Here is a 23,134-nt window from a genome sequence, read left to right on the forward strand (position 1 = left end):
GAAGATTCTTTTGCTCAACAGTTAAAAGCGGTGAATTTAATCAATTTCAAGGGCCATTAGGTCCTCGACTGTCTCGCGACGCAGCATCAGACTAGCCTCACCATCGCGCACGGAGACCACGGCCGGGCGCAGCGCGCCGTTGTAGCGCGAGGCCATCATGTACTGATAGGCGCCGGTGGTGGCGAAGGTCAGCAGATCCCCTGTCTTAATGTCGCCCGGCAGCTTGCGTTCACTAACCAAGATGTCACCGGACTCGCAGTGGAAGCCCACCACGCGGGAATCCACTGGCTCACCTTGAGTCAACCGGTTAACCACACGCACGTCATATTCCGACTCATAGAGCGCGGGGCGGATATTATCCGACATTCCGCCATCGACTGAGAGATAACGGCGCATCGGCAGCTCGGCCTTGCCGGTCTCTACGTCTTTGACGGTGCCCACCGAGTACACGGTTACCGCAGAGGCGCCGACCAGCGAGCGGCCCGGCTCGACCAGAACGAAAGGCGCATCGATGCCCAGTTCGCGAGCGGTGCGCTCCACTGCGGCAAGCAGATCTTGGGCCAGCTTGGCGACGTCGAGAGCTTCCTCGTACTCCATGTATGGAATGCCGAAACCGCCGCCCAGGTCGAGCTCCTTGAGCGCTACCCCCAGCTCGGTATGAATGCGCTTATAGAGCGAAAGCACGCGTTCGGCGGCCAATTTAAAGCCATCAGCATTGAAAACAGACGAACCCACGTGACAGTGCAGCCCCACCAGCTCCAAGTTTTCAGCTTCCAGAGCTGCCTTAGAGGCACCAAATGCCGCACCCGTGGCCAGGGAGATGCCGAACTTTTGATCCTCATGCGAGGTTGCGATGAATTCGTGGGTGTGGGCGTCGACGCCGGGCTTGACGCGAATCATGACTGGCTGAACACGGCCGGCCGCACGCGCGATTTCATCAAGCTGCGCCAGTTCACCTTCGTTGTCGAGCACGACGTGCGCTACACCATTGTCCACACACAGCTGTAGGTACTCGCGCTCCTTGTTGTTGCCGTGCGCGGTCATGCGCTCCGGCGGGAAACCAGCTGCCAGGGCTACCTTGGCCTCATTGAGGGAAGCCACGTCAAGACATAGGCCTTCCTCGGCCACCCACTTCACGACGCGCTTGGTCAAAAATGCCTTCGATGCGTAGTGCACGTGCTCAGGCCCGCCGAAAGCACGTGCCATGTCGCGGCAACGAGAGCGGAAATCGTCCTCATCGAAGACATAGAGCGGCGTGCCGTATTCCTGCGCGAGCTCTGTAAGTGGCAGGCCGGCGATGGTGACCACGCCATCGTCCTGGCGCTTAGCGTTGCGTGGCCAGACGTGGGCTGGAAGCTGGTTGAAATCCATCTACATCTTCTCCGGGGCGCTGACGCCCACCATGGTCAGAGCGTTGGAGAGGACCTGACGTGCGGCGTCGGCAAGCGCGAGGCGTGCGATATGGATTGGCTGCGTTGTCTCGTCCGCCTTCGGCAGCACCTGGCACTGGTCGTAGAAGCGGTGGAACACAGCCGCCAACTCCTCGGCAAAGCGGGCGATGCGGTGCGGCTCGCGCAAGGTCGCTGCGGTGGAGACAACCTCAGGGAACTCGCCCAGAGTGCGAATGAGATCGCCTTCCTTCTCGTGTGTGAGAAGCGCAAGATCTGCATCTGCCATAGCCGCGGCGTCAAGGCCCAGCTCTTGCGCCTTGCGCAGGATGGAGCAGATGCGCGCGTGGCCGTACTGAACGTAGTAAACAGGGTTATCGGAGGACTGGGAAGCCCACAGGCCCAGGTCGATGTCGATGGACTGATCCACGGAAGAACGCACCAGGGAGTAGCGTGCGCCATCGACGCCGATGGCCTCGACGAGATCGTCGAGGGTGATGACGGTGCCGGCACGCTTGGACATCTTTACTGCCTGACCGTCACGCAGGAGGTTGACCATCTGGCCGATGAGTACCTCGACTTGCTCTGGGTTATAGCCCATGGCGGCGGCGGCCGCGCGCAGGCGGGCGATGTAACCGTGGTGATCCGCGCCCAGCATGTATATGGCCAGATCGTGGCCGCGGTCGAACTTGTCAGCTACATAAGCAATATCACCAGCGATGTAGGCAGCATCGCCATCGGACTTGATAACCACGCGGTCCTTGTCATCGCCGTAGTCGGTGGACTTCAGCCACCATGCACCATCTTCGAAGTAGAGCTTTTCGTTGTCCTTCAGGTGAGCGACGGCCTTTTCGACTGCGCCGGACTCGAAAAGCGAGTTCTCGTGGAAGTAGACGTCGAAGTCAACGCCAAACTCGTGGAGAGAATCCTTGATGTGCGCGAACATCATCTCCACGCCGGAGGCGCGGAACTTCTCGCGGACCTCGTCCTCAGAGCCTTCCAGTGCGTTCGGGACCTGCTCGACAACCTTGGCCGCAATCTCCTGGATGTAGTCTCCGCCGTAGCCATCTTCCGGGGTCGGCTCGCCCTTGGCCGCAGCAACGAGGGAGTTGGAGAAACGGTCGATCTGGCGACCGTGATCGTTGAAGTAGTACTCGCGAGTAACCTCAGCTCCCGACGCCTCGAGCACACGACCCAGGGAGTCACCTACTGCTGCCCAGCGGGTGCCGCCCAGGTGGATTGGGCCGGTGGGGTTCGCAGAAACGAACTCCAGGTTGATCTTCTGATCTTTATAAGCATCATTGTGGCCATAAGAAGTGCCAGCCTCGCGAACCTGGCTGACGATTGCGCCCTGCGCGGCAGCAGCCAGACGGATGTTCAAAAATCCAGGGCCGGCAATCTCCGCGACGTCGATAGCGGCGTTTTCTGCCAGCGCCTCAGCGAGCCAGGTGGCCAGATCACGCGGATTCACGCCAGCCTTCTTGGCTACCTGCAGGGCCAAGTTGGTGGCGTAGTCACCGTGCTCGGGATTACGCGGACGCTCCACGGTCACGGTCTCAGGAAGGACGGCGGTGTCGAGCTCGTGTTCGCTCAATACAGCGACTGCGGTCTCTTTAATAAGCACAGAAAGATCTACGGGATTCATAGCGTCAAAGTCTATCGTCCCGCGCTGACATGAGCAGCATCAGGCACGCATTGGGGCCTTTTATAACAGCAAGCAACTTGTGTGACATTTGCCCCTTATTGCGAAACTGTCGCGAGAAGGCTCGCTCAAGTTTTAGGCTTTAGGAAGACTAAGTATTAAATAAAACACTCGTTTTCCTTCTAGAGACTTGGGTAACTATGAACACTTTCCAAATATCGACGGATGCGATCGGCGGTAGCCTTGGCCTTTCCGCTGCCGTAGCGACGCTACCGCTTATCGCCTTCTTCATCATGTTGCTGGGTTTTAAGGCCCGCGCACACACCTCGGGCGCAGTTGCCCTCACCGTCGCACTCCTCATCGCCACCTTCGGCTTCGATATGCCAGCAGGCATGGCCTTTTCCTCTGCGGTGCGCGGCGGCCTGTTTGGCCTGCTTCCCATCGTCTGGGTCATCATCACCGCCATCTGGTTCTACGAGATCACCGTAGCTTCCGGCCGCTTTGAGGATCTGCGCAAAACCTTCGACTTGCTTGGCGAAGGCGATATCCGCATCCAGGCCATCCTCATCGCGTTCTGCTTCGGCGGCCTCCTCGAAGCCCTGGCAGGCTTCGGCGCTCCGGTAGCGATTACCGCAACGATGATTCTGGCATTGGGTGTCAAACCACTGAAGGCTGCCACCACCGTCCTTATTGCCAATACCGCGCCCGTTGCCTTCGGCGCCGTGGGTATCCCCGTTACCACCGCAGGTGAAGTTGGCGGCCGCACCGCGGAGCAGACCGCCGATATTGCGGGCTTGATTTCCTTGCAGGTCCTACTAATCGCAGCCGCAGTGCCATTTTTCATCCTCTTTATCCTGGACGGCATGCGCGGCGTCAGGGAGGCAGCCCCGGCCGCCGCAGTCATCGGCGGCTCCTTCGCCATCGCCCAGTGGGCCGCGGCCAACTTCTTTGCCTACCAGCTGACTAACGTCGTGGCCTGCATCGTTTCCCTGGGCTGCGCATTCGTGTTCCTGCGCATGTGGAAGCCAAAGGGCGTTGCCGAACTGCGTCAGCGCATGGAGATCCCAGCGCAGGAGGAAGTCACCGATCTTTCCGGCGTCCGCATCTGGATGGCGCTGCTTCCCTACGCCGTGGTTACCGCAGTCTTTGCGCTTGCCACCGCCGTGCCCAAGCTCTTTGGTTTCTGGAAGATTAAGTTCGCCTGGCCGGGCCTGGATAGCACAGTCCTTGACTCTGCCGGCAAGGCCATGGACACCTCGTTTAGCTTCAACGTCTTTGGTAATCCCGGCACCTTGCTGCTGATTTCTGGGCTAATCGTGGCAATCATCTTCTGGATTTTCAACGATGGCGGCCACTACCATTTGGCAAAGTCCGCGCCGCTTGCCAAGTTTGGCGAGGTTTGCGCCCGCATGAAGTTCTCGGCGCTTACGATTATCTTGGTCCTAGCCTTGGCTTACACCATGAATTACTCCGGCCAGACCATCTCTATTGGTGAGTTCGTGGCGTCGGCAGGCGGCATCTTCGCTCTCTTCGCACCCGCCCTGGGCTGGATTGGCACGGCCGTCACCGGCTCGGACACCTCGTCCAACGCTCTCTTTGCTAACCTCCAAGTCACCGCCGCCGAGCGCATCTCCGTCAATCCAGACCTCATGCTTGCTGCCAACACCGCCGGCGGCGTGGTGGGCAAGATGATTTCCCCGCAGTCCCTGGCCATCGCCGCAACGGCCGTCAAAATGGAAGGCGAGGAATCCCGCATCCTGAAGGCCGTGGTGGGCTACTCTCTGGCCTTCCTAGCCACGGTCTGCATCATCGTGTTCCTAATGACCAACGTGCTGGGCTTCCTGGTTCCATAGCCGCAATTTTCAAAGCCAAAAAATCGCCGCACCTACCCGGTTATTAGGTGTGGCGACTTTCGTTTACCCCCAAAAGGTTTGAACTTGCCAGTGACGCATGACTCACTTGGCGCCGCAGATCGGGCTCTGACAAAAGCCGTGCGTCCATCTGTGCACGTGAGCAATTTCGCAACACTAGTGTTGTGAAATAACCCCAGTTAAACAGGCCTTTTTCGACAGAATATCTGCGGAGTTATCGGTAGTATTTATTCCACAACGAAAAACGTTTGCCTGAGCCTCCTGCATCCAGCTCATCGGAGGCAAACTTGGGCAGTAAAAGGAGCGCAAAGTATGCGAATTGCACTATTTTCCACGTGCATTGGTGACGCCCTCTTCCCGGACGCACACAAAGCAACCGCACTAATCCTCTCCCGCTTGGGCCATGAAGTGGTCTTCCCGGAAGAGCAGACCTGCTGCGGACAGATGCATATCAATACCGGTTATCAGAAGGAAACCCTAGGGATGATCCGCAGCTATGCGGACGCCTTCGCGGATCCTTCCATTGACTACGTAGTCTCCGCTTCTGGCTCCTGCGTCGGCGCAGTCCGCGAACAGCACGCCAAGATTGCTGACCGCTTCGGCACCTCCGCTGACGTCGACGGCGCCAAGATTGCTTCCCAGAAGACCTTGGACCTCCCGGAGTTCTTGGTCGACATCGAGCAGCGCACCGACTTAGGTGCCTTCTTCCCGCATAAGGTCACCTACCACGCTTCCTGCCATGGCTTGCGCTTTTTGAAGTTGGGTGACCGCCCGTACCAGCTGCTGAGCAAGGTCGAGGGCATCGACCTCGTGCCGCTAGAAAACGTGGAAGAGTGCTGTGGCTTCGGCGGTACCTTCTCTATTAAGAATCCTGAGGTCTCCCAGGCCATGGTCTCGGACAAGACCCGCCACGTAAAGGACACCGAGGCTGAGTACTTGACCGGCGGTGACTCTTCCTGCCTGATGAACATCGGCGGCGCCCTCTCCCGCCAGCGCAGTGGCGTGCGCGTTATCCACATGGCCGAAATCCTGGCTTCCACCAAGGAGCACCCATGGACCCCTGATACGGCCGCATATTCCAAGGAGAAAATGCTCTAATGACTTCCTTCCTCGATACCACCCCACCGCGGGCGCCCGAAGGTTACGGCAACCTGCGCGGCAGCAAGGCATTCGTGCCGCTGGCACACGTCGGCCTGAACAACGCTACCCAGCGCCGCAACCTGCACCACGCCACCACCACTATTCGCAATAAGCGCGCCAACGCCGTCGAAGAGCTACCGGATTGGCAGCAACTGCGTGACGCCGGCTCCGCCCTCAAAGAGGACGTGGCAGCCCGGATGCCTGAGCTCCTCCTCCAGTTTGAGGAAGAGGTAACCAAGCGCGGCGGCATTGTTCACTGGGCCCGCGACGCCAAGGAAGCCAACGAGATCATCGAGGGCCTTATCCGCGAGACCGGTGAGACCGACGTCGTCAAGGTCAAGTCCATGGCAACCCAGGAAATCGGCCTGAACGAGCACCTCGAGTCCGTAGGGATCAATGCCCGCGAAACCGACCTGGCTGAGCTCATCGTTCAGCTGGGCGAGGATAAGCCCTCCCACATCCTGGTTCCAGCCATCCACCGCAACCGTGCCGAAATCCGTGACATCTTCGTCAACAAAATGCCGAACACGGATGAATCCCTAAAGGCTGAGCCAGCCGAACTCGCGGAGGCTTCTCGTACCTTCCTGCGCGAGCAGTTCATGAAGGCCAAGGTCGCCATCTCCGGCGCGAACTTTGGTGTCGCAGAAACCGGCACCATCAATATCGTGGAGTCTGAGGGCAACGGCCGCATGTGTCTTACCCTGCCGGAGACCCTGATTACTGTGATGGGCATCGAAAAGCTCGTGCCAACATTCCAGGACCTTGAGGTCTTCCTGCAGCTTTTGCCGCGTTCTTCCACGGCAGAGCGCATGAACCCGTACACCTCGATGTGGGCGGGCGTAACTGAAAACGATGGCCCGCAGAGCTTCCACCTCGTTCTGCTGGATAACGGCCGTACCGCAGCACTATCCAGTCCGATCGGCCACCAGGCACTCAAGTGCATCCGCTGCTCCGCCTGCCTGAACGTATGCCCGGTCTACGAACGCGCCGGCGGCCACGCCTACGGCTCGGTCTACCCAGGCCCCATCGGCATCTCCATTACCCCGCAGCTAACCGGTATCAAGGACCACCACGATCCTTCCGCCAGCCTGCCTTATGCATGCTCCCTGTGTGGACGCTGCGACGAGGTTTGCCCGGTGAAGATTCCGCTTTCTGAGGTCATCCTGGAGAACCGCCACCAAAAAGTCACCAACGCTACCCCGCCGGTGGAATCCAAACTGTTTAGCGCGGTTCAGCTCGTGTGGGGCCACCCAAAGGTCTGGAACCAGATCACCCACATGGTTGCCCTCGGCCGCGTATTGGGCGGTTTCAACGGCGTCATCGATAACTTGCCTTTGTTCCTCTCCGGCTGGTCCGACGCCCGCGATACTGCAGTCCCCCCGAAGAAGTCTTTCCGTCAGTGGTTTGACTCCGATGAAGCTAAAGAATTGCTCGCCCAGGCCAAGAAGGAGGGCATCAAGTGAGTACCGCCAAAGAAGAGATCCTGAAGCGCATTCGCACCGCGCAGAAGCAGGCAGGCCTGTCTGAACACGTCGACATCCCGCGTGAGTACGAAACGCAGGGCACGCTAAACGCGGATGAGCTGCGTGACATGCTGGTTGACCGCCTTGAGGATTACAAGGCGGAGGTCCACGTCACGGATGAGGCGTCCCTGGCCAAGACCATCTCGCAGGTCTTCACGGACAAGGATTGTTCTACGGTGACCTATGCACAGGGCATGGACACCGCGCTTATCGACGCCATCACCTCCGACGTCACATTAACCGCCGACGATCCCACGTCTGACCCGCGCGAGCTGGATACTGTCGACGCCGTGCTCACCGAGTCCCACGTAACTTCCGCACAGACCGGCACCATCGTGTTGGAGGCGGGCCCGCTGTGCGGCCGCCGCGCTCTCACGCTGGTCCCAGACCGCCATGTATGCATCGTACGCAAGGAGCAGGTGGTCTACGGCGTGCCGGAGATGGTCTCGCGCATCAATCCGGACTTCCCAGCAACCTGGATTTCCGGCCCGTCTGCTACTTCCGATATTGAGCTCTCCCGCGTCGAGGGCGTGCACGGTCCACGCGATCTCATAGTCATCATCGTGAAGTAAGGCTCGTATGCGGAACTCACCCCGCATTAGCTTCTAACTACTGGCATGCGCTAGAATCACACCGTTGATATCTGGCGCATGCCACCTATCATTTGCCTCCGTAGCTCAGCGGATTAGAGCATCGGTTTCCGGTACCGAAGGTCGCAGGTTCGATCCCTGTCGGGGGCACAATTTCTCCCTTCGCTTGCTCGGCGTTCAACCCGGCAGGCGAGGGTTTCAGCTTCGTATCCACATTTTCCATTTCTTGCAGCTTCCAGAAATCTCTAGCGCATCGCCGTCGCTCGATATTAGGAATTCCCCCCTACCACTCGAAGTCAAAGAATCATTCCTAAGAATGATCCCGCGGGCTGTAAGGTCAGGGCCATGGAATCAACATCTCGCCCCACGCGGGCCTACCTCTCGTTTCTCGCGGTCGCGTTAGCGTTCTTCGTGGTGCCGGGGATTGTGGGCGCGGCTCTTAGTGGGAATACAGCGACTGTGACCATGCTGGTGCTACTGCCAGTGATGGCGTTGGCATTGGGCATGCTGGATGGCCGGCTCTTCCGCTATACGCTGTCCTTTCCGCTCATTGCGGCCTTTATGTTTTGGCTTTCTACCAAGGTCTACTACAACACCGGTACGTGGATTTACGCAGTTGAGGTCGTCCTGCTTGCGTGGTTGGGCAGCTGGTTAACCGGAAGGAAGGCCTAGGTCATGGAAACGTGGATTCTGAACCATCCTGAGGCGGGAAGGCTCGAGGTCATGGTCGGCCCCGATGTGGAGTTTGCTGCAGCTTATGAAAACTGGCCGCAAGAACCGAGCGAGCAAGAATACACCGCCCTAGACGCCAACATGCCGCTTAAAGATAGAATCCGGGCATTCATTGATAATCCACCTATTCGCGTGCAAGTTTGCCGCGATGGCGAAGTCCTTGGAAGGTACACCTCGTTGTCTTCGGCGCGAGTGGCACTAAAACAAATCGATACCGACGAGCTACGCAGCTTAGAGCTTGTCAACCGCACGAAGCCGCACCTCAAGCTGCACGCGAATGCTCTCGACGAGTTGCTCGAGGTGACATATCACAACGGCTCAGAGGTGGTCGAATTCGAGCCACCAGCTGGCAGCCGGGGTGCGCGGCGTCGCGAAGCAATGGAGCAAAGCCCCGTTAAACGCGTGGCCTATCCCCTCCTCGCGGGCCTTGGTAAAGGCGGTTGGGCGTTGGCCGTTATCGTGCTCGGCCCAATCCTGCGCAAGCTGTTGGACTTGCTGCCTATCCCCGACATCAACTGGCCGGATCTGCCAGATCTCCCCGAGCTTCCCCAAATCCATCTGCCAACCATCAGTATCGATTGGCCAGGCATCAACTGGCCGAACATCGATTTCCCTGACCTCCCGGCGCTGCCCGAGTGGATGGTTTTCTTGCTCGACAACTCGAAAGTGTGGGTGCCCATCGTCATCGGTATCGTCATCGGCGTGATATCCATCCGCAACCACAAAAAGTCCGAACAGCATAAGAGGCAATGGCAGGACGGCGGCGAAGATACGAGAAAAGAAAATCCTCAGCATTAATACGCGGGCGCGCATAAGCTGGTGTTAAAGACCCATAATCCCTACAAGGAGGTACCTGACATGTCAGATCTGCGCACCGACCATGGCCCGACCCCTTATGTTCTCAACATCGAAGAGACCACCCTGGCTAACGATGCTTTCCGTGACACCCTGTGGACCGGCCAATACCTGCAGATGACCGTCATGTCTATTCCTGCCGGCGGCGAAATCGGCGCGGAGGTCCACGATGACCATGACCAGTTCCTGCGCCTCGAGTCCGGCCAGGGCCGCATCATGATTGGTGAAGACAAGGACAACCTAGACATCGACCAGGTAGTCGAAGACGACTTTGCCATCTTCGTACCAGCTGGCAAGTGGCACAACTTCGTCAACGAGGGCTCCGAGCCAGCAAAGCTCTACTCCATCTACGCCGCACCGGATCACGTTAAGGGCACCATCCACGAGACCAAGGAAGACGCGGACAACGATCCGAACGAGCAGCACTAATTGCGGCAGGCTTTTAAAACGACAAAATGGCGGTCCAGAAGATGGGCCGCCATTTTAATATTTAGCTATTGAGCTTTGAGTTCTCCAAGTACTACTTGATGAACGGGTTTGCGATCTCCTGGGTGATGTCCAGGGTGCCGTGCTCGATGTAGAACATGCCGAGGAACATAGCGGTAACGAGAACGAAAACCAGGAGCATGTTCGGGATCCACTGGACGAACACAGATACCCAGCCGTCAGCCTTGTCACGTGCAGCTGCTTCGCGCTGTTCCTGTGCCTCGTATTCGTTCATAATCCGTTGTTTCCTTTCACTGCGCCTTGTACTCCCTAGGCACACCTCGCCTAGCAAGAGTAATCACTGGCACTAACTTTAGCAGTAGATCGTTATGAATTTGTAGTTATCCACCGTTTGATTGACACCATTGCGGCCTGTTTTAAATACCAGGATCCTCGTTGTTTTCGAGGGCGTCGACAAAAGCGTCCCTATCAGCGAACATGCGGTTGATATCGGCTTCTTCGCCAACAATCCAGTGGCCGCCTTCCTCGTCAAAGGTAATTGCAGCGTCTGGAAAATTCTCCAAGGCGGCGTCCATAGCAGCCACCTGTTCTTCCGTAGCAATTCCCTCGAGGTGAGCTTCTGGGGCACCCAGGTCATCGAGAACAGTGATGTTGTAGTGCGGGTACTGGCGCTTAGGGTGCTCGAAGAGCTCTTGTCCCATCATGGTGGTGTCTCCTTTTGGGCTACATATGAGTTTGACTGTGGCGCTAAGCCACATGATAGGTCAGCTTTGGTCGTGTTTTGGCCGGCAACCTTGCAAGCCTAAACCTGAGGCTCTGCTTGACCGTGCAGAAGTTCGTCGGGTACGAATCCCTCGTAGCCAGGGACGTTCTTTACTGCTAGCACCCCTTTGAAGAAGTTAACCAACGAGGGAACATCTTCCTCGCTTAGGTGATCAAAGACAAGACGGCGCACGGACTCGACGTGCTCAGGCACGGCGCGCTCGAGGCGGGTAAAACCGTCATCCGTTATCTTTACCACCACGCCGCGGGCATCGCCGACGCTCTTGCACTTGGTGACGAGCCCGCGCTTTTCCATGCGCGTTACTTGGTGGGATGTGCGGGAACGGTCCCAATCCAGCTCGGCACACAGCTCGCGCAGGCGCATCTGATGGTCTTTTTGCTCGGACAACGTCACTAGGACGGCGAACTCAGAAGCAGAGACTTCCCCACCGGACATGAGAGTTTCTTCCATGCCGCGATTGATCTTGCGGATGGATCCAAGAAGCAGGCGCCAAAGCTCCTGTTCCTCCTCGTTAAGCCAGCGGGTTCCCGTAGTCATGCAAATAACAGTACACACTGGCTTTACTGAGAAAAACTAAACCTTCAGCGCGTCCATGGCAAGCTCCGTGCGCTCCGGTACACGCGCGTATCGCTGCGGCATACATGTAAGCACGAGCACCTGCGAATGCTTGCCTACCTGGGCGAAGAGCGTCGACATCAGGTTCAGGCGTGTCGAGTCGGTAGAGCCCAGCGCATCGTCCACGATGACGGGCACACCGGACTCTTGAACGAGCCCGGCGATAGCAAACCGTGTAAGGATGGCCAGCTGTTCCTTCGCGCCGCCGGAAAGCGAACCCATATCAATGGTTTGGCCGTTGCGGCTACGCGCGGTGACAACGAGCTCCTCGGAGAGCTCGAAGTCGACGTCACCGCCGAAGACGGTGCGCGCGAGAGCATTAAGCTTTGTCACGAAAGGCGCGGCGTAGCGCTGGCGCGCAGCATCGCGATGCTTAAGCAACAGCTCCCGCAGATAGCGGGCAGCATTTGCACGCTTTTCGACGGCCGCGAGTACCTCCCGTGAGATTTCCAGCTCAGCGCTGGCTGCAGCCAGGCGTTCGGCCACACCAGAGTGCATCTCAATTCGGCCGACATATTCGCGCATGTCGCCGTCAGCACTCAAAATTGCGTTGTTCAGGCTACGTACCTGTTCTTCCGCGCCCTTGTGCAGAGCAAAGACCGTATCGACGTCGATGGCGCTGAGCTCCTCGAGGCGTTCGCGCTGCCGCTCCAGCTGCACCTTCGCCGCATGGAGAGCCTCTTCAACGTCTGCATCCGTTGCTGCATCGCGGGCCTGACACAGCGCCTCCTCAGCTGCAGCATGCTGGTTGGCAGCGGATTCATGCCGCGCCTGTGCAGCAGCCAGCTGCGTGGCTGCCTGGCTATCCCGGTACGGGGCCAGCTCCTTTTCCGCCATGGTGACTTCGCTGCGCGCGGCTTCCTCAGCTGACTCGGCACTGGACAAGTCGAGTGCTTCCTCAGATACGTCCGTGCCCTCGTGCTCGCTAGGCTCTTCAAAGTCCGCTGACTGTGCGGCATATTTTGCTTCGAGCTCGCCAAGGTCGTCGGCGCCCAAGGCCGCCTTGAACTCGCGCTGAGCTTGTTCGACGGCGCGCTGTTTTTCCAAGAATTCCTCGCGCAGCTTCTGCGCCGCAGCAAGATCTTCGCAACCAGCGTCTTCAAGCAGTTGCGCAAGGCGCGTGCGCGCCTGTGCCACGGTATCGGCCGAGGTATCACCGGCTGCTGCTTGGTAGGTTGCCTGAATCTTGCCGAATGCAAACTTCATGCCATCGCGTAGCTGGATGGTTTGTGTGTTGTCGTCGGTTTGTTGGACTTCGCCGTCGACCTCGAACTCGCCTTCACCGCTGATGACCAGCTTGGCAGCGGCTGCGGCAAAGACACGTTCTTGGACCTGGACTTCGTTAGCGGCTTGCTCGATGTCTTTGAGGTTTGCAACCTCTGGTGCTTTTGCTAGCTCGGCGCGGCGGTCTGCTAGTTCTTTGTCGAGCTTGCCTAGGTGTTCAAGGCGCTCGCCAAGGGCCTCCCGCTCCTTCTTCTTGTGCGCCTTTCGCGCGTGTTGGAGGTTGGCGCGTGCCTTCTCATAGGTTTGATTTGCGCGCTCGAGTTTTTCCTCGAGCGCGCTGCGAGCTTCTTTCTCATCTTCGACGCTCGCGCTAAGTTCTTCGACCTTGGTGGCTAGAGCCGCGAGATTCGCAGCGGCCCTGGAAACCTCCTCCACCGCGCTGCGGCGGCGTTCGAGTGCTTCTTTCTTGGCTTCCACATCTGCCGCAGCGCGGTCAACCACTTCGCGCTGGGCTTCGATTTTTTCGAGGACGGCGCGGGCCTCAACAACGTCCTTTTCGCGCTCGGCTAGCTCTGCCTGCGCTGCCGGCAATGCTTCCTCGGCGTCGCGCTTGGCAAGTTGTGCAGCCTCATGTTTGACCACGACATCGTCAAGCTGGCGCAATGCTTCCGTGGCCTCATTGTGCGCAAGTTCTGCCGCGTTGTAGCGCTCTTGGGCATCCTTTAGTTCTTTAGCCGGCTGCCCGGTGCGCGCGGTGAAGTATTTTTCGTATTCCTTCTGCACGCGATTGACCAGCTCAGAGTCTTCCGCGGCCGCGGTATCCATACCGCTGGCTTCTTCCAAGGCATTCGTCACCGAAGGAATACCCACGGCAGCCACGCCGGAGCCTAGGTCATCCTGGCGGAGGAACAGAGCGTCAAGGAGCTGGCGGTCAAGATGCTCGTTCAAGATGCGATCCAGCTCGTCATCGGCCTCGCCGCCAGTAAATTGCGCCGCACGCGGTGCTAGAACGCGCAGTTCAGACATCTTTTTCTTGAGCCAGCGCTTGTGGATGCGGAAGTGATACGGCCCCACGGTGACCTCAAACTCTACCTCAGGGCCCGCATCTCGGTCCACCGGTTTGAGCGCCTTAATCTTCTTAGCGGCACCCGTGTGCTTTTCCGTCAGCACGGTATCGATGGCTTCCACGATGGTGGACTTGCCGGCCTCGTTCTCACCGTGGATGACCACGACGCCGGTCTCCGGCAGCTGTTCGATACGCAGATGCTCGACGCCGCGGACGTTCCAGATTTCCAAGCTGTGTAGACGCATCATGGCTTTAAGCCTCCTTCACGCTGAGACGGAACAACAGGTTGGCTGCGTCGCGGGCTACAGGGTCCTCCAGGTTTTCCACCAACTCCGCCAAGGCATCAGCGGCGAAGCCGGAAAGCTCAAGACTGGCAAGTTCCTCCTCATCGGGAGCAAGGTGCAAGTCCATGGTTCGCTCACGCGGGCGCAGCGAGGCGAAGACCGGCTCGAGCTCGGCCAAGCCTTGCTCCAAACGCGCTTGGGCGCCCAACCCCACCGTGCCGCGCAAGCCATACTTCACTGCGGTACGGGACTTGTTCGGCATGTCATCGAGAACAGTGAGGAAGCGCTCGACATCCTCGTCGGAGTTGACGTCTGCCGCCACCGCGCGAAAAGCCCAGCGGCCGATGTGGTGCGGGGTGACCTCAACCTGCCCATTGTCGATTACCACGACCAGTGCATTGCCGGAATCGCGCTCGCGGTCATCAAAAGCGGTGGTCTCCGGGCTGCCGGAGAACCAGACGCGCCCCGACTGCCCCAAGGCCTGCGTGGAGTGGGTATCTCCCAGAGCTAGGTAATCGATGACGCCCTCAGAAATCTGGTTTTCAACAAACTTTAAGTCAATAACGTCAGCCTCAGACTCGCGTGCTTCCACCTGCCCGTGGCCCACGGCGATGCGCACTCCGTCGTAAGGCTCGAGCGGGGCGAGCGCTGCCTGCACGAGGTCATAGTTTGCGCGCTTGGAGAGATACGGGGCGCCGACGATCTCCACTCCTTCGCGCACCTCAATCGGGGTGGAATCCGCGATGACGTGGACGTTGTCCGCAAAAGGCTTGCGCAGGATGGAATCCGCCACCAGCGGATCGTGGTTGCCGGGCAACAGATAAACAGGCACCGGCAGATTGCGAAAGGCCTCCTTGGCACGCCCCAAGGTGGCCTTGCTGAGCGAATTATGCTCAAATACGTCACCTGCCACCACGATGAATTCCGCGCCGGTTTCCGCGGCTAATTCGCCGAGCCTGACAACGGCCGCCTCACGGTCATCGTTGAAGCGCACCTGGGCCTCGCCCTCGAGGAACCAGCGGGTCATGCCCAACTGAAAGTCCGAGGTATGGATGAAGGTCACCATGGATGAAACTCTCCCCTTTTAAAGTCTCCGGCAGCAGGCGCTAAGCCCTTATGCCTATTGGTGAGTCAGATGATAGTAAAGGTCCTCGACATCAGAGACCGCGCGAAGCAAATCTATGTTCGTATGGCTGACGGCGCGCATGGCCTTACGCAGCAGATCTGGGTCAGAGTCATCAACTGCCGGTGCCACTTTCGGGCGCGGCATATCGGGCAACTGCCGGCCTTCCCAAAACAGCTCGTTGCGCTCTTCGGGGCTGAGGCTGCTACCGGAAAAACTGTCCTGGGAGACATTTTTCGCCTGCTCCATCACAGCCTGCTCGAGGCGCGCAAAGTCCAAGCCACGCAGGGCAAAGATTACCGAGGGATCGGCATCCATGCGCGCCGCCAGCCGGTCGGCCACGGCAACCACGTGCTTGCACACGTACTCGGGGTCCGGGCAGGTGCATGAAAACCGCATATCGGCTGGGTCTTGCGCAATGAGAATGTCGAGCGCTTCCTCACTGAGCAGGCCGTCGCGTGCGTTCGCGATCGAGTTCGGCGTGCGGGCAAACATTTGGCTCAGCTCCGCCACGTCATCGTTGGTGCGATACGGCACCTGCAACAACACGGTGAAAGGCTCGTTCTGGGAACCGGCAACCTTGCCGTGTACTGCGCCGTTGCGCACGTCCAGGCCCACCACATGACCGCCGTTGGCGTACTGGCGTCCACGGGTAATGCGCCCGGAATCGGCCTCCTTGTTCACGAAGGAGACGATGCGCGTTGCCGCAGGAGCCATGCTGCGCACGCGAGAGACGCGGCCGGCCTCCTCCGGCGTGCTCACGCGTTTGCGCGCGCCGAAGTTGGCATAGATGACGTTGTCGTGTTCCTCAGACTTAGTATGCTGCGCCATTAGTCAGCCTCCCTGTAGCTCATCAGCTGTGCCAATTGCTCCGGATCCAGCTCGGTTAGCCAGCCTTCGCCCTCGCCTACCACGGCGCCGACCAGGTGCGTCTTGCCGTCCAAAATGTCCTGGATGGATTCCTCGAGCGTGCCCGCAGTAATCATCTTGTAGACCTGCACGTTGCGTTGCTGACCAATGCGGAAGGCACGGTCGGTCGCCTGGTTTTCCACGGCGGGATTCCACCAGCGATCCATGTGCACAACAATCGACGCCGCGGTCAGGTTCAGGCCCGTGCCGCCTGCCTTGAGCGAGAGGATCATCGCCGGCGGCCCGTCCGGCGCCTGGAATTCCTCCACCATTCGGTCACGACGGTTCTTTGTCACCCCACCGTGCAGGAACGGGATGTCCCTGCCCAGCTGCTGGGTGAGATAAGGCTGCAAAAGGTCGCCGAAGGCCTTGTACTGGGTAAAGATGAGGATGCGTTCTTCGCTTTCTACAGCTTGGTCCACAATCCGCATCAGCTCTTCGACCTTGCCCGAGCGGTGCTTTCCCTTAATGGTGATGGCGGAGCCATCGCCCAGATAGTGTGCCGGATGGTTGCAGATCTGCTTGATGCGAGTCAGCGAGGCCAACACCAGGCCGCGGCGCGACATGCCCTCACGTACCTCCAAGGCCTTTTGCACGTCGTCAACAAGCGCCTTGTACAACGCCGCCTGCTCGGCCGTCATCGCCACGGTGATGATCTGCTCCGATTTCTCTGGCAGGTCATCGATGATGTTCGGATCCGTCTTGAGACGGCGCAGGATAAACGGCGCTGTCAGCTGGCGCAGGCGCTCGGCCATGGTCTCGTCGTTTTCACGCTCGATGGCCTTGGCAAAATGATTACGGAAGAAGGACGCGCTGCCCAGAACGCCGGGATTGCAGAAATCCAGGATGGAGCGCATCTCCGACAAACGGTTTTCCACCGGCGTGCCGGTCAACGCGATACGGTGGCGCGAAGGCAGCGAGCGCACCGCCTTCGAGGAACGCGTCGCGGCATTCTTAATCGCCTGTGCCTCATCGAGCACCACGCGGTCCCATTCCACCTTGCCCAAGGTAAGGAAGTCACGGCCGACTGTTCCGTAGGAGGTGATGACGAGGTCTGCCTTCTCCGCGGCTTTGATGAGTGCTTCATCCTTGAGGCGATCCGAGCCGTGCTGCACCAGGACTTTGAGGCTCGGCACGAACTTCGCGGCCTCGCGCGCCCAGTTGCCCACTACGGAAGTAGGCGCCACGACAATGGTTGGCTTGAGCTCCGGGTTTTCTTGGCGCTCGATGGCAAGCAGCGTAAGCAGCTGGAGGGTTTTGCCCAAGCCCATGTCGTCGGCGAGCACTGCTCCAATGTTGTTGCGGGACATCCAGTAGAGCCAATCCACGCCGCGGCGCTGATACTCGCGCAGCTCCGCCTGGACGGTATCGGGCAGCTCGATGCGCGCGGGCGCGGGAGAATCCATGCCGCCGAGCAGAGAGGTATGCCACGTCGAGCCGGTAAATTCCACTGGCTCCTCGGCCATGGATTGCAGGGCCAACTCGCGCAGCTCCGCCACGGAGACCTGGGAGGTTTCGCCCTCGTTGAATTCTTGCAAGCGCTTTTCGACGTCCGCGACAAGTTCCTGCCAGCCCGGCTGTTCTAGCTTCCGAGCGCGCTCGGCGGCGGCGCTAAGCCGCTCGAGTTCCTTCTTCTTACGCTTCTTGGCGGTTTCCGCCAGCTTGTCCATGTACTCGGAAATCTTGGACAACGCCTGGGTATCGGCGGTCACCCACTCGCCGCGGAGGCGAATCAGGCCGGACTTGGACGCCACCAGCTGGCGCATCTCTTCCTCGGTGAGCTCAATATCGCCTACGGAAAGATGCCAATCATATTCCACCAGCTTGTCCATGCCGAGGTGGGCCTTGGTGGATCCTTCGGCAGGGTCACGCACCTCGCGGGTTTCCAGTTTGGCTTTGGTTTCCATGTGCGCCCATGCCTTAGGCAGCAGCACGGTAAAGCCGGCTGCCTTGAGCTGGGCGACGTCCTTGGAAACGAACTCCACCAGCTGATCGGTGCCCAAGAATACATCCCAATCGCCGGCGTCATAGTCCGGAACGGCCGAAGACTCGCGCAGGCGCGGCGCCAGGCTAAGTGCCTTGCGCTGCGAGTCGCGCAGCTTGACCACGCTGCCTCTGTCCAGCTGCTCCTCGATGATGGGGCGCGGGGCGTCGGTGCCGGAACGGACCTGCACGCGGATGGGCCAGACGCTGGATTCTGGATCTTCATCGTGGCCGGGCTCTTCCACAATGAACACCAGCTGCAGGTCGACAGAGGTAATCGAGTCTTTCCACTCGTTTAGAGCACGCAGCAGCTGCGCGCGCCCCTTTTTCACCGGCGCGGTCGTGAGCATGGCCTGCGCGAAGTCGTGCCACGGTGCGGGACGGGGGGCGTCGGCAAGCGAGCGCAACTGTGTAAATGCGATCCAGTGGGTCAGCTCGTCTGCCATGTCATCAGAAAGCGCGCGGTTATTGATGGTCAAAATGCCCGGCGCGGCAGCCAGCATCTCGGCGAGCCATCCGCGCTCGCCCAAGCCCGAGGTCAGCTGCCACATGGGGAACCACTCGCCGCCCTGATAGGAAAGGCGGATGGTCACGCGCCCGGCGCGCACGAACTTGCTAAGTCCCCGGTAGGCGCGAATCAGCCACAGAAGATCTGGGGCGATGGTGGCTTTTTGTTCCGGTGTTGCCGCTTGGCTTAGTGAGTCTAAAAACTCCATCTTGGCCAGGGTGGCCACGGCTTCCTCGGGAGCAAACATGGCCATGGGGACCATGAGGGAGACGTCCTTGCCCTTTGGCGTGCGCAAAGAGACTCGGGCGCGGTTGCGGAAGGACTTCTTGGCAAGAATTGTCTCCACCACCTCGGGGAAAGTCCCCTCTGGCACTGCCGAAGGCATGATGATCTTGTGCCCTTCCACCTGCTCAATCCATAGGCTAAGCCCTGAGACTGGGAGCCAAAGGCCGTGGAGGAGGTAAGAAGCCATAGCTGCCAGTCTAGCAGCGCACCTTTTGGGGGCAGGGCGAGAGCTTTAAGGGCGAAAATTGCAAGAAAGCGCAATCGTTATAATCTCGTTACATTCTTACGTTTCCACTGATAGACCATGAGATTTACCTGTGTATGGAGTCACATATTTTTGGTAACGGGACAGAATCTCGTTGGGTTGTAATGCGCGTCACGTTAGCGTGGGAGGGTCCTACTCTCAAACAACGAGGAGAAATCCGTGCAAGATTCCACTTGGTACGTCGTGGCGATGATTCTCTATCTGCTCGCGATGGCCGCCATCGGTTTCTGGAGCTATAAACAAACAGACCAGTACGACGATTACGTCCTGGGCGGGCGTGGACTCCACCCCTTCGTCGCGGCACTGTCCGCCGGCGCCTCGGACATGTCCGGCTGGCTGCTCATGGGCCTGCCTGGCGCATTGTTCTTAACGGGCATGTCGGAGCTATGGATGGCCATCGGCCTGCTGGTTGGCGCATGGGCCAACTGGAAATGGGTCGCCCCACGCCTGCGCTCCTACTCTGAGATTGCCGGTAACTCGATTACCGTTCCGTCCTTCTTTGAGAACCGCCTGCATGACAAATCCCGCGTGCTGCGCATTCTCTCGGCCGCCATCATCATCTTCTTCTTTACCTTCTATGTCTCTTCCGGCATGGTCTCCGGCGGCCGCTATTTCGAGTCCACCTTCGGCGGCGATTACTTGGTCGGCATGCTGATCGTTGCGGCCGTTACCGTGTTCTACACCTTCGTCGGCGGCTTCCTCGCGGTCTCCTACACCGATACCGTGCAGGGCTTGCTCATGTTCGCCTCGCTCATCATCGTTCCGATCATGGCAATCATGACTTTGGATAATCCTGGCGATATCTTCAGCTTCGCGGCGGAGAATCCTTATGCTTCCGGCGGAGTCATTGAAAACCCTGAGTACTTCTCGCTCTTCTCCGGTGTTTCCGCAGCAGTTATCATCGGCAACCTAGCCTGGGGCTTGGGGTATTTTGGTCAGCCGCACATCATCGTGCGCTTCATGGCGCTGCGCAAGCCTGCCGACGCCCGCGCGGGCCGCTTCTACGGCATCAGCTGGATGTTCCTTTCCCTGATTGGCGCCATCTTCGTGGCCCTGGCCGGCACGGTATTTTTCACCAACACTGATCACGCCATTACCGATCAGGAAAACTACGAAACCATCTTCCTTGACATGGCCCAGGTCATGTTCCACCCACTTTTTGCAGGTCTGGTTCTGACTGCGGTTCTGGCCGCCATCATGTCCACCATGTCCTCACAGATGCTCGTGGTTTCCACCTCTCTGATCGAGGATCTGTTCATGATCGTGGCAAAGAAGAAGCCCTCCCAGGACGTTCTCATTAACCTATCGCGTACGGCTGTGGTTGCCATTGCCATCATCGCGACAGTCCTGGCGATTAATCCTTCCGATTCCATCCTGGGCTTGGTCGGCTTCGCTTGGGCCGGCTTCGGTTCCGCATTCGGCCCGCTGGTGCTGCTGTCCCTGTACTGGAAGCGCCTGAACTCCACCGGCGCGATTGCCGGCATGGTGACCGGTGCCATCGTGGCTATCGGCTGGGGCATGTCTGCGCTTTCCGATGCCCTCTACGAGCTGGTCCCAGGCTTTGCCATCTCCCTGGTGGTCACCGGCGTGGTCTCCCTAGTGACCAAGGCACCAGATACCAAGGTCGTCACCGAGTTCGAAGAAGCTTCCCAGCTGGCCAAGCTTGTTGAAAACAACAAAAACTTGGACTTCGAGGAAGCAGCAGAGAAGGTACAAGGCTAAGCCACCCTTATATCTCCCCACCGGGAACCGCGCACAGCACGGCACAAGTCTAAATAGTCTATGAAGCACTATTTTCTTGCCGGGCTGTGCGCGGTTACTGCGTTGTGGGGCCTAAACCACTTCCTGCCGGGCCCGCCCTTGGGCGTGGCTGAAGCAGATATGCGAGTTCGCATCATCGGCTACGAACGCGAAGCCTTCGGCGGCTGGCTACCCGATACAAAGGACAATGTACGAGATGCCCAGGCCACCGCCTACGGCCTATACGATCCTTATTCGGGTAAACACAACCCAGCCACCGTTGAGGTCGACCACGTCTTCCCTCTTTCGGCGGCGTGGGACATGGGCGCCTACCGCTGGGATAGGCAGCGCAAGACAGCCTTTGCCAATGACCCGCTCAACTTGGTAGCAACTGCAAAAGATCTCAACCAGGACAAGTCCGATTCCCTGCCTTCCGAGTGGCTACCGCCTGCCAACCGCTGCGACTACTCCCGCCGGCTTGCGGCCGTGGCACGCAAATATGATTTGCCCCTTCCAGCTGCGGATGTACGGGTAATGCGCAGGCAGTGTCGGTTCGATTTCCAGCTCACCACTGACTAAACTTCTTGCGAACCCCAAACTGAAGTGAAAGGCCTCCATGACTAGTCTTCTAGTAATTCTGCACGTCCTCGCAGCAGTGCTGCTCATCGGCCCGGTCTGCGTGGCAACTTCTGCCTTCCCTGGTCAGATGTTTAGCGCCGCCAATGGTGAGCACGTAGCAGTCGGTGCAGCGCGCATCCTGCACAAGATCACCAACACTTATGGCTACATCTCCGCCATCGTGCCGGTTCTGGGCGTCGCTGTCTTCCTGACGGACCTCGAAGCCTACAAGTCCGCAGTCCAGTTCCACATCGCGATCCTGCTGGCAGTTATCGCTTGGTGCCTGCTGTTCTTCCTCATCGTGCCGAAGCAGAAGAAGGCCCTCGCTGCTCTCGACGGCGCCGAAGACATGGACGCTGAAGGTCTGAAGAAGCAGCTTTCCGCTTTCTCCGGCATCTTCAACCTGCTGTGGATGATCTGCGCAATCTTGATGTTTGTCTAATCAGCCAACAGCATAAATAGGCCGCGATCCGTGGGGATCGCGGCCTATTTATGCTGTTGGGGCCTTGCGCTTATTCAGCAAACTGCTTGGCCAGGGAATCGAGCATCAGCTGCGCGGAGAAGTAATCAAGGCGGAAGGTCTCCCCTGGCAAAAAGTAGACCTGCTTATTCTTATATGCCGGTGAAGTGTTGAAGGCTTGTTCCTTTTCCATTGTCGCTTGGGTTTTCTTATCGCCAGCGACGACGATCCAAGATTCGCCTGGCAGACCTTTTTGCACGTTTTCCAAGGACAGCTGGACGATGTCGCCGCGCGACTTGCCCATCGAAGTATCACCCTTTACTTGCTCAGGGATATCCGTCAGCGTGAAGCCAAGTCTTTCCAGGAGCTGCGATTGCGCAGCCTTGTGCGTCAGTGCAGCTGCGCCCGAGCCATCTCCAAAGACGGTTAGCGGCGACACCGCATGATCTGGGACCTTGATGGATTTCGCGACCTTGTCCACTTTCTGGTCGAAGTCCGCAAGAATTTGTTTGGCCTTGTCCTCCTTGCCGGTTGCCTTCGCCAGCATGGTCGTGACGTCTTGCCACGAGGCCTTCGTATAATCCACCACCATCACTGGCGCGATCTTCCGCAGCTGATCCACCTGGTCATAGGCTGAATCGCCGCCATTTTTTGAAACGATGATTAGATCCGGCTCGTAAGGCAGAACGTCTTCTGGGTTTGGTGAAGAATTCGACCACAGCTTTTCAACTCCTTTAGCTTTGGCCTGCTCCGAGTATTGATTGAAAAAGCCCTGATCATCGGACAATCCCTCAATATTGGGCTTGGTCGCGCCCGAGGCCACGACGGGCGCGTCTAGAGCGAGGAGCGAACCGGTCAGTGTCGTCGAGGTCGAGACGATGCGCTGTGGCTGTGCCTCAATCTCGAGGTTGCCGTCATCGGTTTCTACGGTGCGGGGCCACTGCCCCGTCTGCGTCGCTTGCGTCTGAGCCTCAGGTCTTTCCTGCTCACCAGCGTCTTGGCTGCTGCAGCTAACAAGCGCCACGCTGGTAGCTAATACAACCGTTAGCGCCGTAATAGCGTTGAGATGTCGTTTCAATTTT

General features: G+C 58.7%; 20 protein-coding genes and 1 tRNA gene. 11 read left to right on the top strand and 10 right to left on the bottom strand.

The genetic code is table 11. From position 1 onward, the window contains the following. Positions 1 to 36: 36 nt before the first annotated feature. Positions 37 to 1,371, bottom strand: a complete 1,335-nt coding sequence (lysA, locus tag HMPREF2692_RS04540) for a diaminopimelate decarboxylase (RefSeq protein ID WP_070456188.1) — start codon at positions 1,369 to 1,371, stop codon at positions 37 to 39. After that, positions 1,372 to 3,033 carry an arginine--tRNA ligase gene (gene argS / locus HMPREF2692_RS04545; RefSeq protein WP_070456190.1) on the bottom strand — a complete coding sequence of 554 codons (1,662 nt, stop codon included), beginning with the start codon at positions 3,031 to 3,033 and terminating at the stop codon, positions 1,372 to 1,374. 197 nt (positions 3,034 to 3,230) lie between these two features. Between argS and HMPREF2692_RS04550 the strand changes: the two genes are divergently transcribed. The 8 genes from HMPREF2692_RS04550 (at position 3,231) to HMPREF2692_RS04585 (ending at position 10,170) form a co-directional block, all read left to right on the top strand. Further along, on the top strand, positions 3,231 to 4,883 hold the full coding sequence (locus tag HMPREF2692_RS04550) for an L-lactate permease (RefSeq protein WP_070456191.1): 1,653 nt from the start codon (positions 3,231 to 3,233) through the stop codon (positions 4,881 to 4,883). Between the two features lie 330 nt (positions 4,884 to 5,213). Next, on the top strand, positions 5,214 to 5,999 hold the full coding sequence (locus tag HMPREF2692_RS04555) for a (Fe-S)-binding protein (protein WP_070432828.1): 786 nt from the start codon (positions 5,214 to 5,216) through the stop codon (positions 5,997 to 5,999). Continuing rightward, a complete protein-coding gene (locus tag HMPREF2692_RS04560; RefSeq protein ID WP_070822914.1) occupies positions 5,999 to 7,504 on the top strand; it encodes a lactate utilization protein B in 1,506 nt (501 codons plus the stop codon). Before HMPREF2692_RS04555 ends, HMPREF2692_RS04560 begins: the two co-directional genes overlap by 1 nt. Next, positions 7,501 to 8,136 (top strand): LutC/YkgG family protein, encoded by a 636-nt coding sequence (locus HMPREF2692_RS04565; protein ID WP_070822917.1) that lies wholly within the window; start codon positions 7,501 to 7,503, stop codon positions 8,134 to 8,136. Before HMPREF2692_RS04560 ends, HMPREF2692_RS04565 begins: the two co-directional genes overlap by 4 nt. A gap of 94 nt (positions 8,137 to 8,230) precedes the next feature. Next, positions 8,231 to 8,304, top strand: a tRNA-Arg gene (locus HMPREF2692_RS04570). Positions 8,305 to 8,499: 195 nt separating this feature from the next. Then, complete coding sequence (locus tag HMPREF2692_RS04575; protein WP_061925889.1) at positions 8,500 to 8,826, top strand: hypothetical protein; 327 nt, start codon at positions 8,500 to 8,502, stop codon at positions 8,824 to 8,826. A gap of 3 nt (positions 8,827 to 8,829) precedes the next feature. After that, positions 8,830 to 9,684, top strand: coding sequence for a hypothetical protein (locus HMPREF2692_RS04580; protein WP_070456199.1), 855 nt, complete (start codon positions 8,830 to 8,832; stop codon positions 9,682 to 9,684). 60 nt (positions 9,685 to 9,744) lie between these two features. Beyond that, a complete protein-coding gene (locus HMPREF2692_RS04585) occupies positions 9,745 to 10,170 on the top strand; it encodes a cupin domain-containing protein (protein ID WP_061925895.1) in 426 nt (141 codons plus the stop codon). Positions 10,171 to 10,261: 91 nt separating this feature from the next. Here HMPREF2692_RS04585 and HMPREF2692_RS04590 read toward each other — a convergent pair whose 3' ends face one another. The 7 genes from HMPREF2692_RS04590 to HMPREF2692_RS04620 form a co-directional block, all read right to left on the bottom strand. Next, positions 10,262 to 10,462, bottom strand: coding sequence for a hypothetical protein (locus HMPREF2692_RS04590; protein ID WP_070822919.1), 201 nt, complete (start codon positions 10,460 to 10,462; stop codon positions 10,262 to 10,264). A 142-nt stretch (positions 10,463 to 10,604) separates the two neighbouring features. Continuing rightward, a complete protein-coding gene (locus HMPREF2692_RS04595; RefSeq protein ID WP_061925901.1) occupies positions 10,605 to 10,892 on the bottom strand; it encodes a hypothetical protein in 288 nt (95 codons plus the stop codon). Between the two features lie 98 nt (positions 10,893 to 10,990). Next, positions 10,991 to 11,509, bottom strand: coding sequence for a MarR family winged helix-turn-helix transcriptional regulator (locus HMPREF2692_RS04600; RefSeq protein WP_061925904.1), 519 nt, complete (start codon positions 11,507 to 11,509; stop codon positions 10,991 to 10,993). A gap of 36 nt (positions 11,510 to 11,545) precedes the next feature. Then, positions 11,546 to 14,125 carry an AAA family ATPase gene (locus HMPREF2692_RS04605; protein ID WP_070822922.1) on the bottom strand — a complete coding sequence of 860 codons (2,580 nt, stop codon included), beginning with the start codon at positions 14,123 to 14,125 and terminating at the stop codon, positions 11,546 to 11,548. Between the two features lie 4 nt (positions 14,126 to 14,129). Continuing rightward, entirely contained in the window at positions 14,130 to 15,227 is a 1,098-nt protein-coding gene (locus HMPREF2692_RS04610; protein WP_062041200.1) for a metallophosphoesterase family protein, read from the bottom strand. 54 nt (positions 15,228 to 15,281) lie between these two features. Next, on the bottom strand, positions 15,282 to 16,115 hold the full coding sequence (locus tag HMPREF2692_RS04615; protein WP_061925914.1) for an SWIM zinc finger family protein: 834 nt from the start codon (positions 16,113 to 16,115) through the stop codon (positions 15,282 to 15,284). Further along, complete coding sequence (locus HMPREF2692_RS04620) at positions 16,115 to 19,156, bottom strand: DEAD/DEAH box helicase (protein WP_070456204.1); 3,042 nt, start codon at positions 19,154 to 19,156, stop codon at positions 16,115 to 16,117. The genes HMPREF2692_RS04615 and HMPREF2692_RS04620 overlap by 1 nt, the downstream gene beginning before the upstream one ends. Before the next feature lie 237 nt (positions 19,157 to 19,393). On the opposite strand from HMPREF2692_RS04620, the gene putP reads away from it, so the two are divergent. Genes putP through HMPREF2692_RS04635 form a run of 3 tightly spaced genes read left to right on the top strand, consistent with a single transcriptional unit; the run spans position 19,394 to position 22,034 of the window. Then, on the top strand, positions 19,394 to 20,956 hold the full coding sequence (gene putP / locus HMPREF2692_RS04625; protein WP_070432819.1) for a sodium/proline symporter PutP: 1,563 nt from the start codon (positions 19,394 to 19,396) through the stop codon (positions 20,954 to 20,956). A gap of 60 nt (positions 20,957 to 21,016) precedes the next feature. After that, entirely contained in the window at positions 21,017 to 21,553 is a 537-nt protein-coding gene (locus HMPREF2692_RS04630) for an HNH endonuclease family protein (protein WP_070432818.1), read from the top strand. Between the two features lie 37 nt (positions 21,554 to 21,590). After that, positions 21,591 to 22,034, top strand: coding sequence for a hypothetical protein (locus tag HMPREF2692_RS04635; protein WP_061925925.1), 444 nt, complete (start codon positions 21,591 to 21,593; stop codon positions 22,032 to 22,034). 70 nt (positions 22,035 to 22,104) lie between these two features. Here HMPREF2692_RS04635 and fepB read toward each other — a convergent pair whose 3' ends face one another. Then, a complete protein-coding gene (gene fepB, locus HMPREF2692_RS04640) occupies positions 22,105 to 23,130 on the bottom strand; it encodes a Fe2+-enterobactin ABC transporter substrate-binding protein (RefSeq protein ID WP_062035394.1) in 1,026 nt (341 codons plus the stop codon). Positions 23,131 to 23,134 lie beyond the last annotated feature (4 nt).

Origin of the sequence: Corynebacterium sp. HMSC036D03 (assembly GCF_001836185.1) — a bacterium.
Classification (GTDB): Bacteria; Actinomycetota; Actinomycetes; order Mycobacteriales; family Mycobacteriaceae; genus Corynebacterium; species Corynebacterium simulans.

Bases quoted from the DNA above. Each gene is read 5' to 3' on its own strand.
- lysA (WP_070456188.1), bottom strand. From the start codon at position 1,371: ATGGATTTCAACCAGCTTCCAGCCCACGTCTGGCCACGCAACGCTAAG.
- argS (WP_070456190.1), bottom strand. From the start codon at position 3,033: ATGAATCCCGTAGATCTTTCTGTGCTTATTAAAGAGACCGCAGTCGCT.
- HMPREF2692_RS04550 (WP_070456191.1), top strand. From the start codon at position 3,231: ATGAACACTTTCCAAATATCGACGGATGCGATCGGCGGTAGCCTTGGC.
- HMPREF2692_RS04555 (WP_070432828.1), top strand. From the start codon at position 5,214: ATGCGAATTGCACTATTTTCCACGTGCATTGGTGACGCCCTCTTCCCG.
- HMPREF2692_RS04560 (WP_070822914.1), top strand. From the start codon at position 5,999: ATGACTTCCTTCCTCGATACCACCCCACCGCGGGCGCCCGAAGGTTAC.
- HMPREF2692_RS04575 (WP_061925889.1), top strand. From the start codon at position 8,500: ATGGAATCAACATCTCGCCCCACGCGGGCCTACCTCTCGTTTCTCGCG.
- HMPREF2692_RS04580 (WP_070456199.1), top strand. From the start codon at position 8,830: ATGGAAACGTGGATTCTGAACCATCCTGAGGCGGGAAGGCTCGAGGTC.
- HMPREF2692_RS04585 (WP_061925895.1), top strand. From the start codon at position 9,745: ATGTCAGATCTGCGCACCGACCATGGCCCGACCCCTTATGTTCTCAAC.
- HMPREF2692_RS04590 (WP_070822919.1), bottom strand. From the start codon at position 10,462: ATGAACGAATACGAGGCACAGGAACAGCGCGAAGCAGCTGCACGTGAC.
- HMPREF2692_RS04595 (WP_061925901.1), bottom strand. From the start codon at position 10,892: ATGATGGGACAAGAGCTCTTCGAGCACCCTAAGCGCCAGTACCCGCAC.
- HMPREF2692_RS04600 (WP_061925904.1), bottom strand. From the start codon at position 11,509: ATGACTACGGGAACCCGCTGGCTTAACGAGGAGGAACAGGAGCTTTGG.
- HMPREF2692_RS04605 (WP_070822922.1), bottom strand. From the start codon at position 14,125: ATGATGCGTCTACACAGCTTGGAAATCTGGAACGTCCGCGGCGTCGAG.
- HMPREF2692_RS04610 (WP_062041200.1), bottom strand. From the start codon at position 15,227: ATGGTGACCTTCATCCATACCTCGGACTTTCAGTTGGGCATGACCCGC.
- HMPREF2692_RS04615 (WP_061925914.1), bottom strand. From the start codon at position 16,115: ATGGCGCAGCATACTAAGTCTGAGGAACACGACAACGTCATCTATGCC.
- HMPREF2692_RS04620 (WP_070456204.1), bottom strand. From the start codon at position 19,156: ATGGCTTCTTACCTCCTCCACGGCCTTTGGCTCCCAGTCTCAGGGCTT.
- HMPREF2692_RS04630 (WP_070432818.1), top strand. From the start codon at position 21,017: ATGAAGCACTATTTTCTTGCCGGGCTGTGCGCGGTTACTGCGTTGTGG.
- HMPREF2692_RS04635 (WP_061925925.1), top strand. From the start codon at position 21,591: ATGACTAGTCTTCTAGTAATTCTGCACGTCCTCGCAGCAGTGCTGCTC.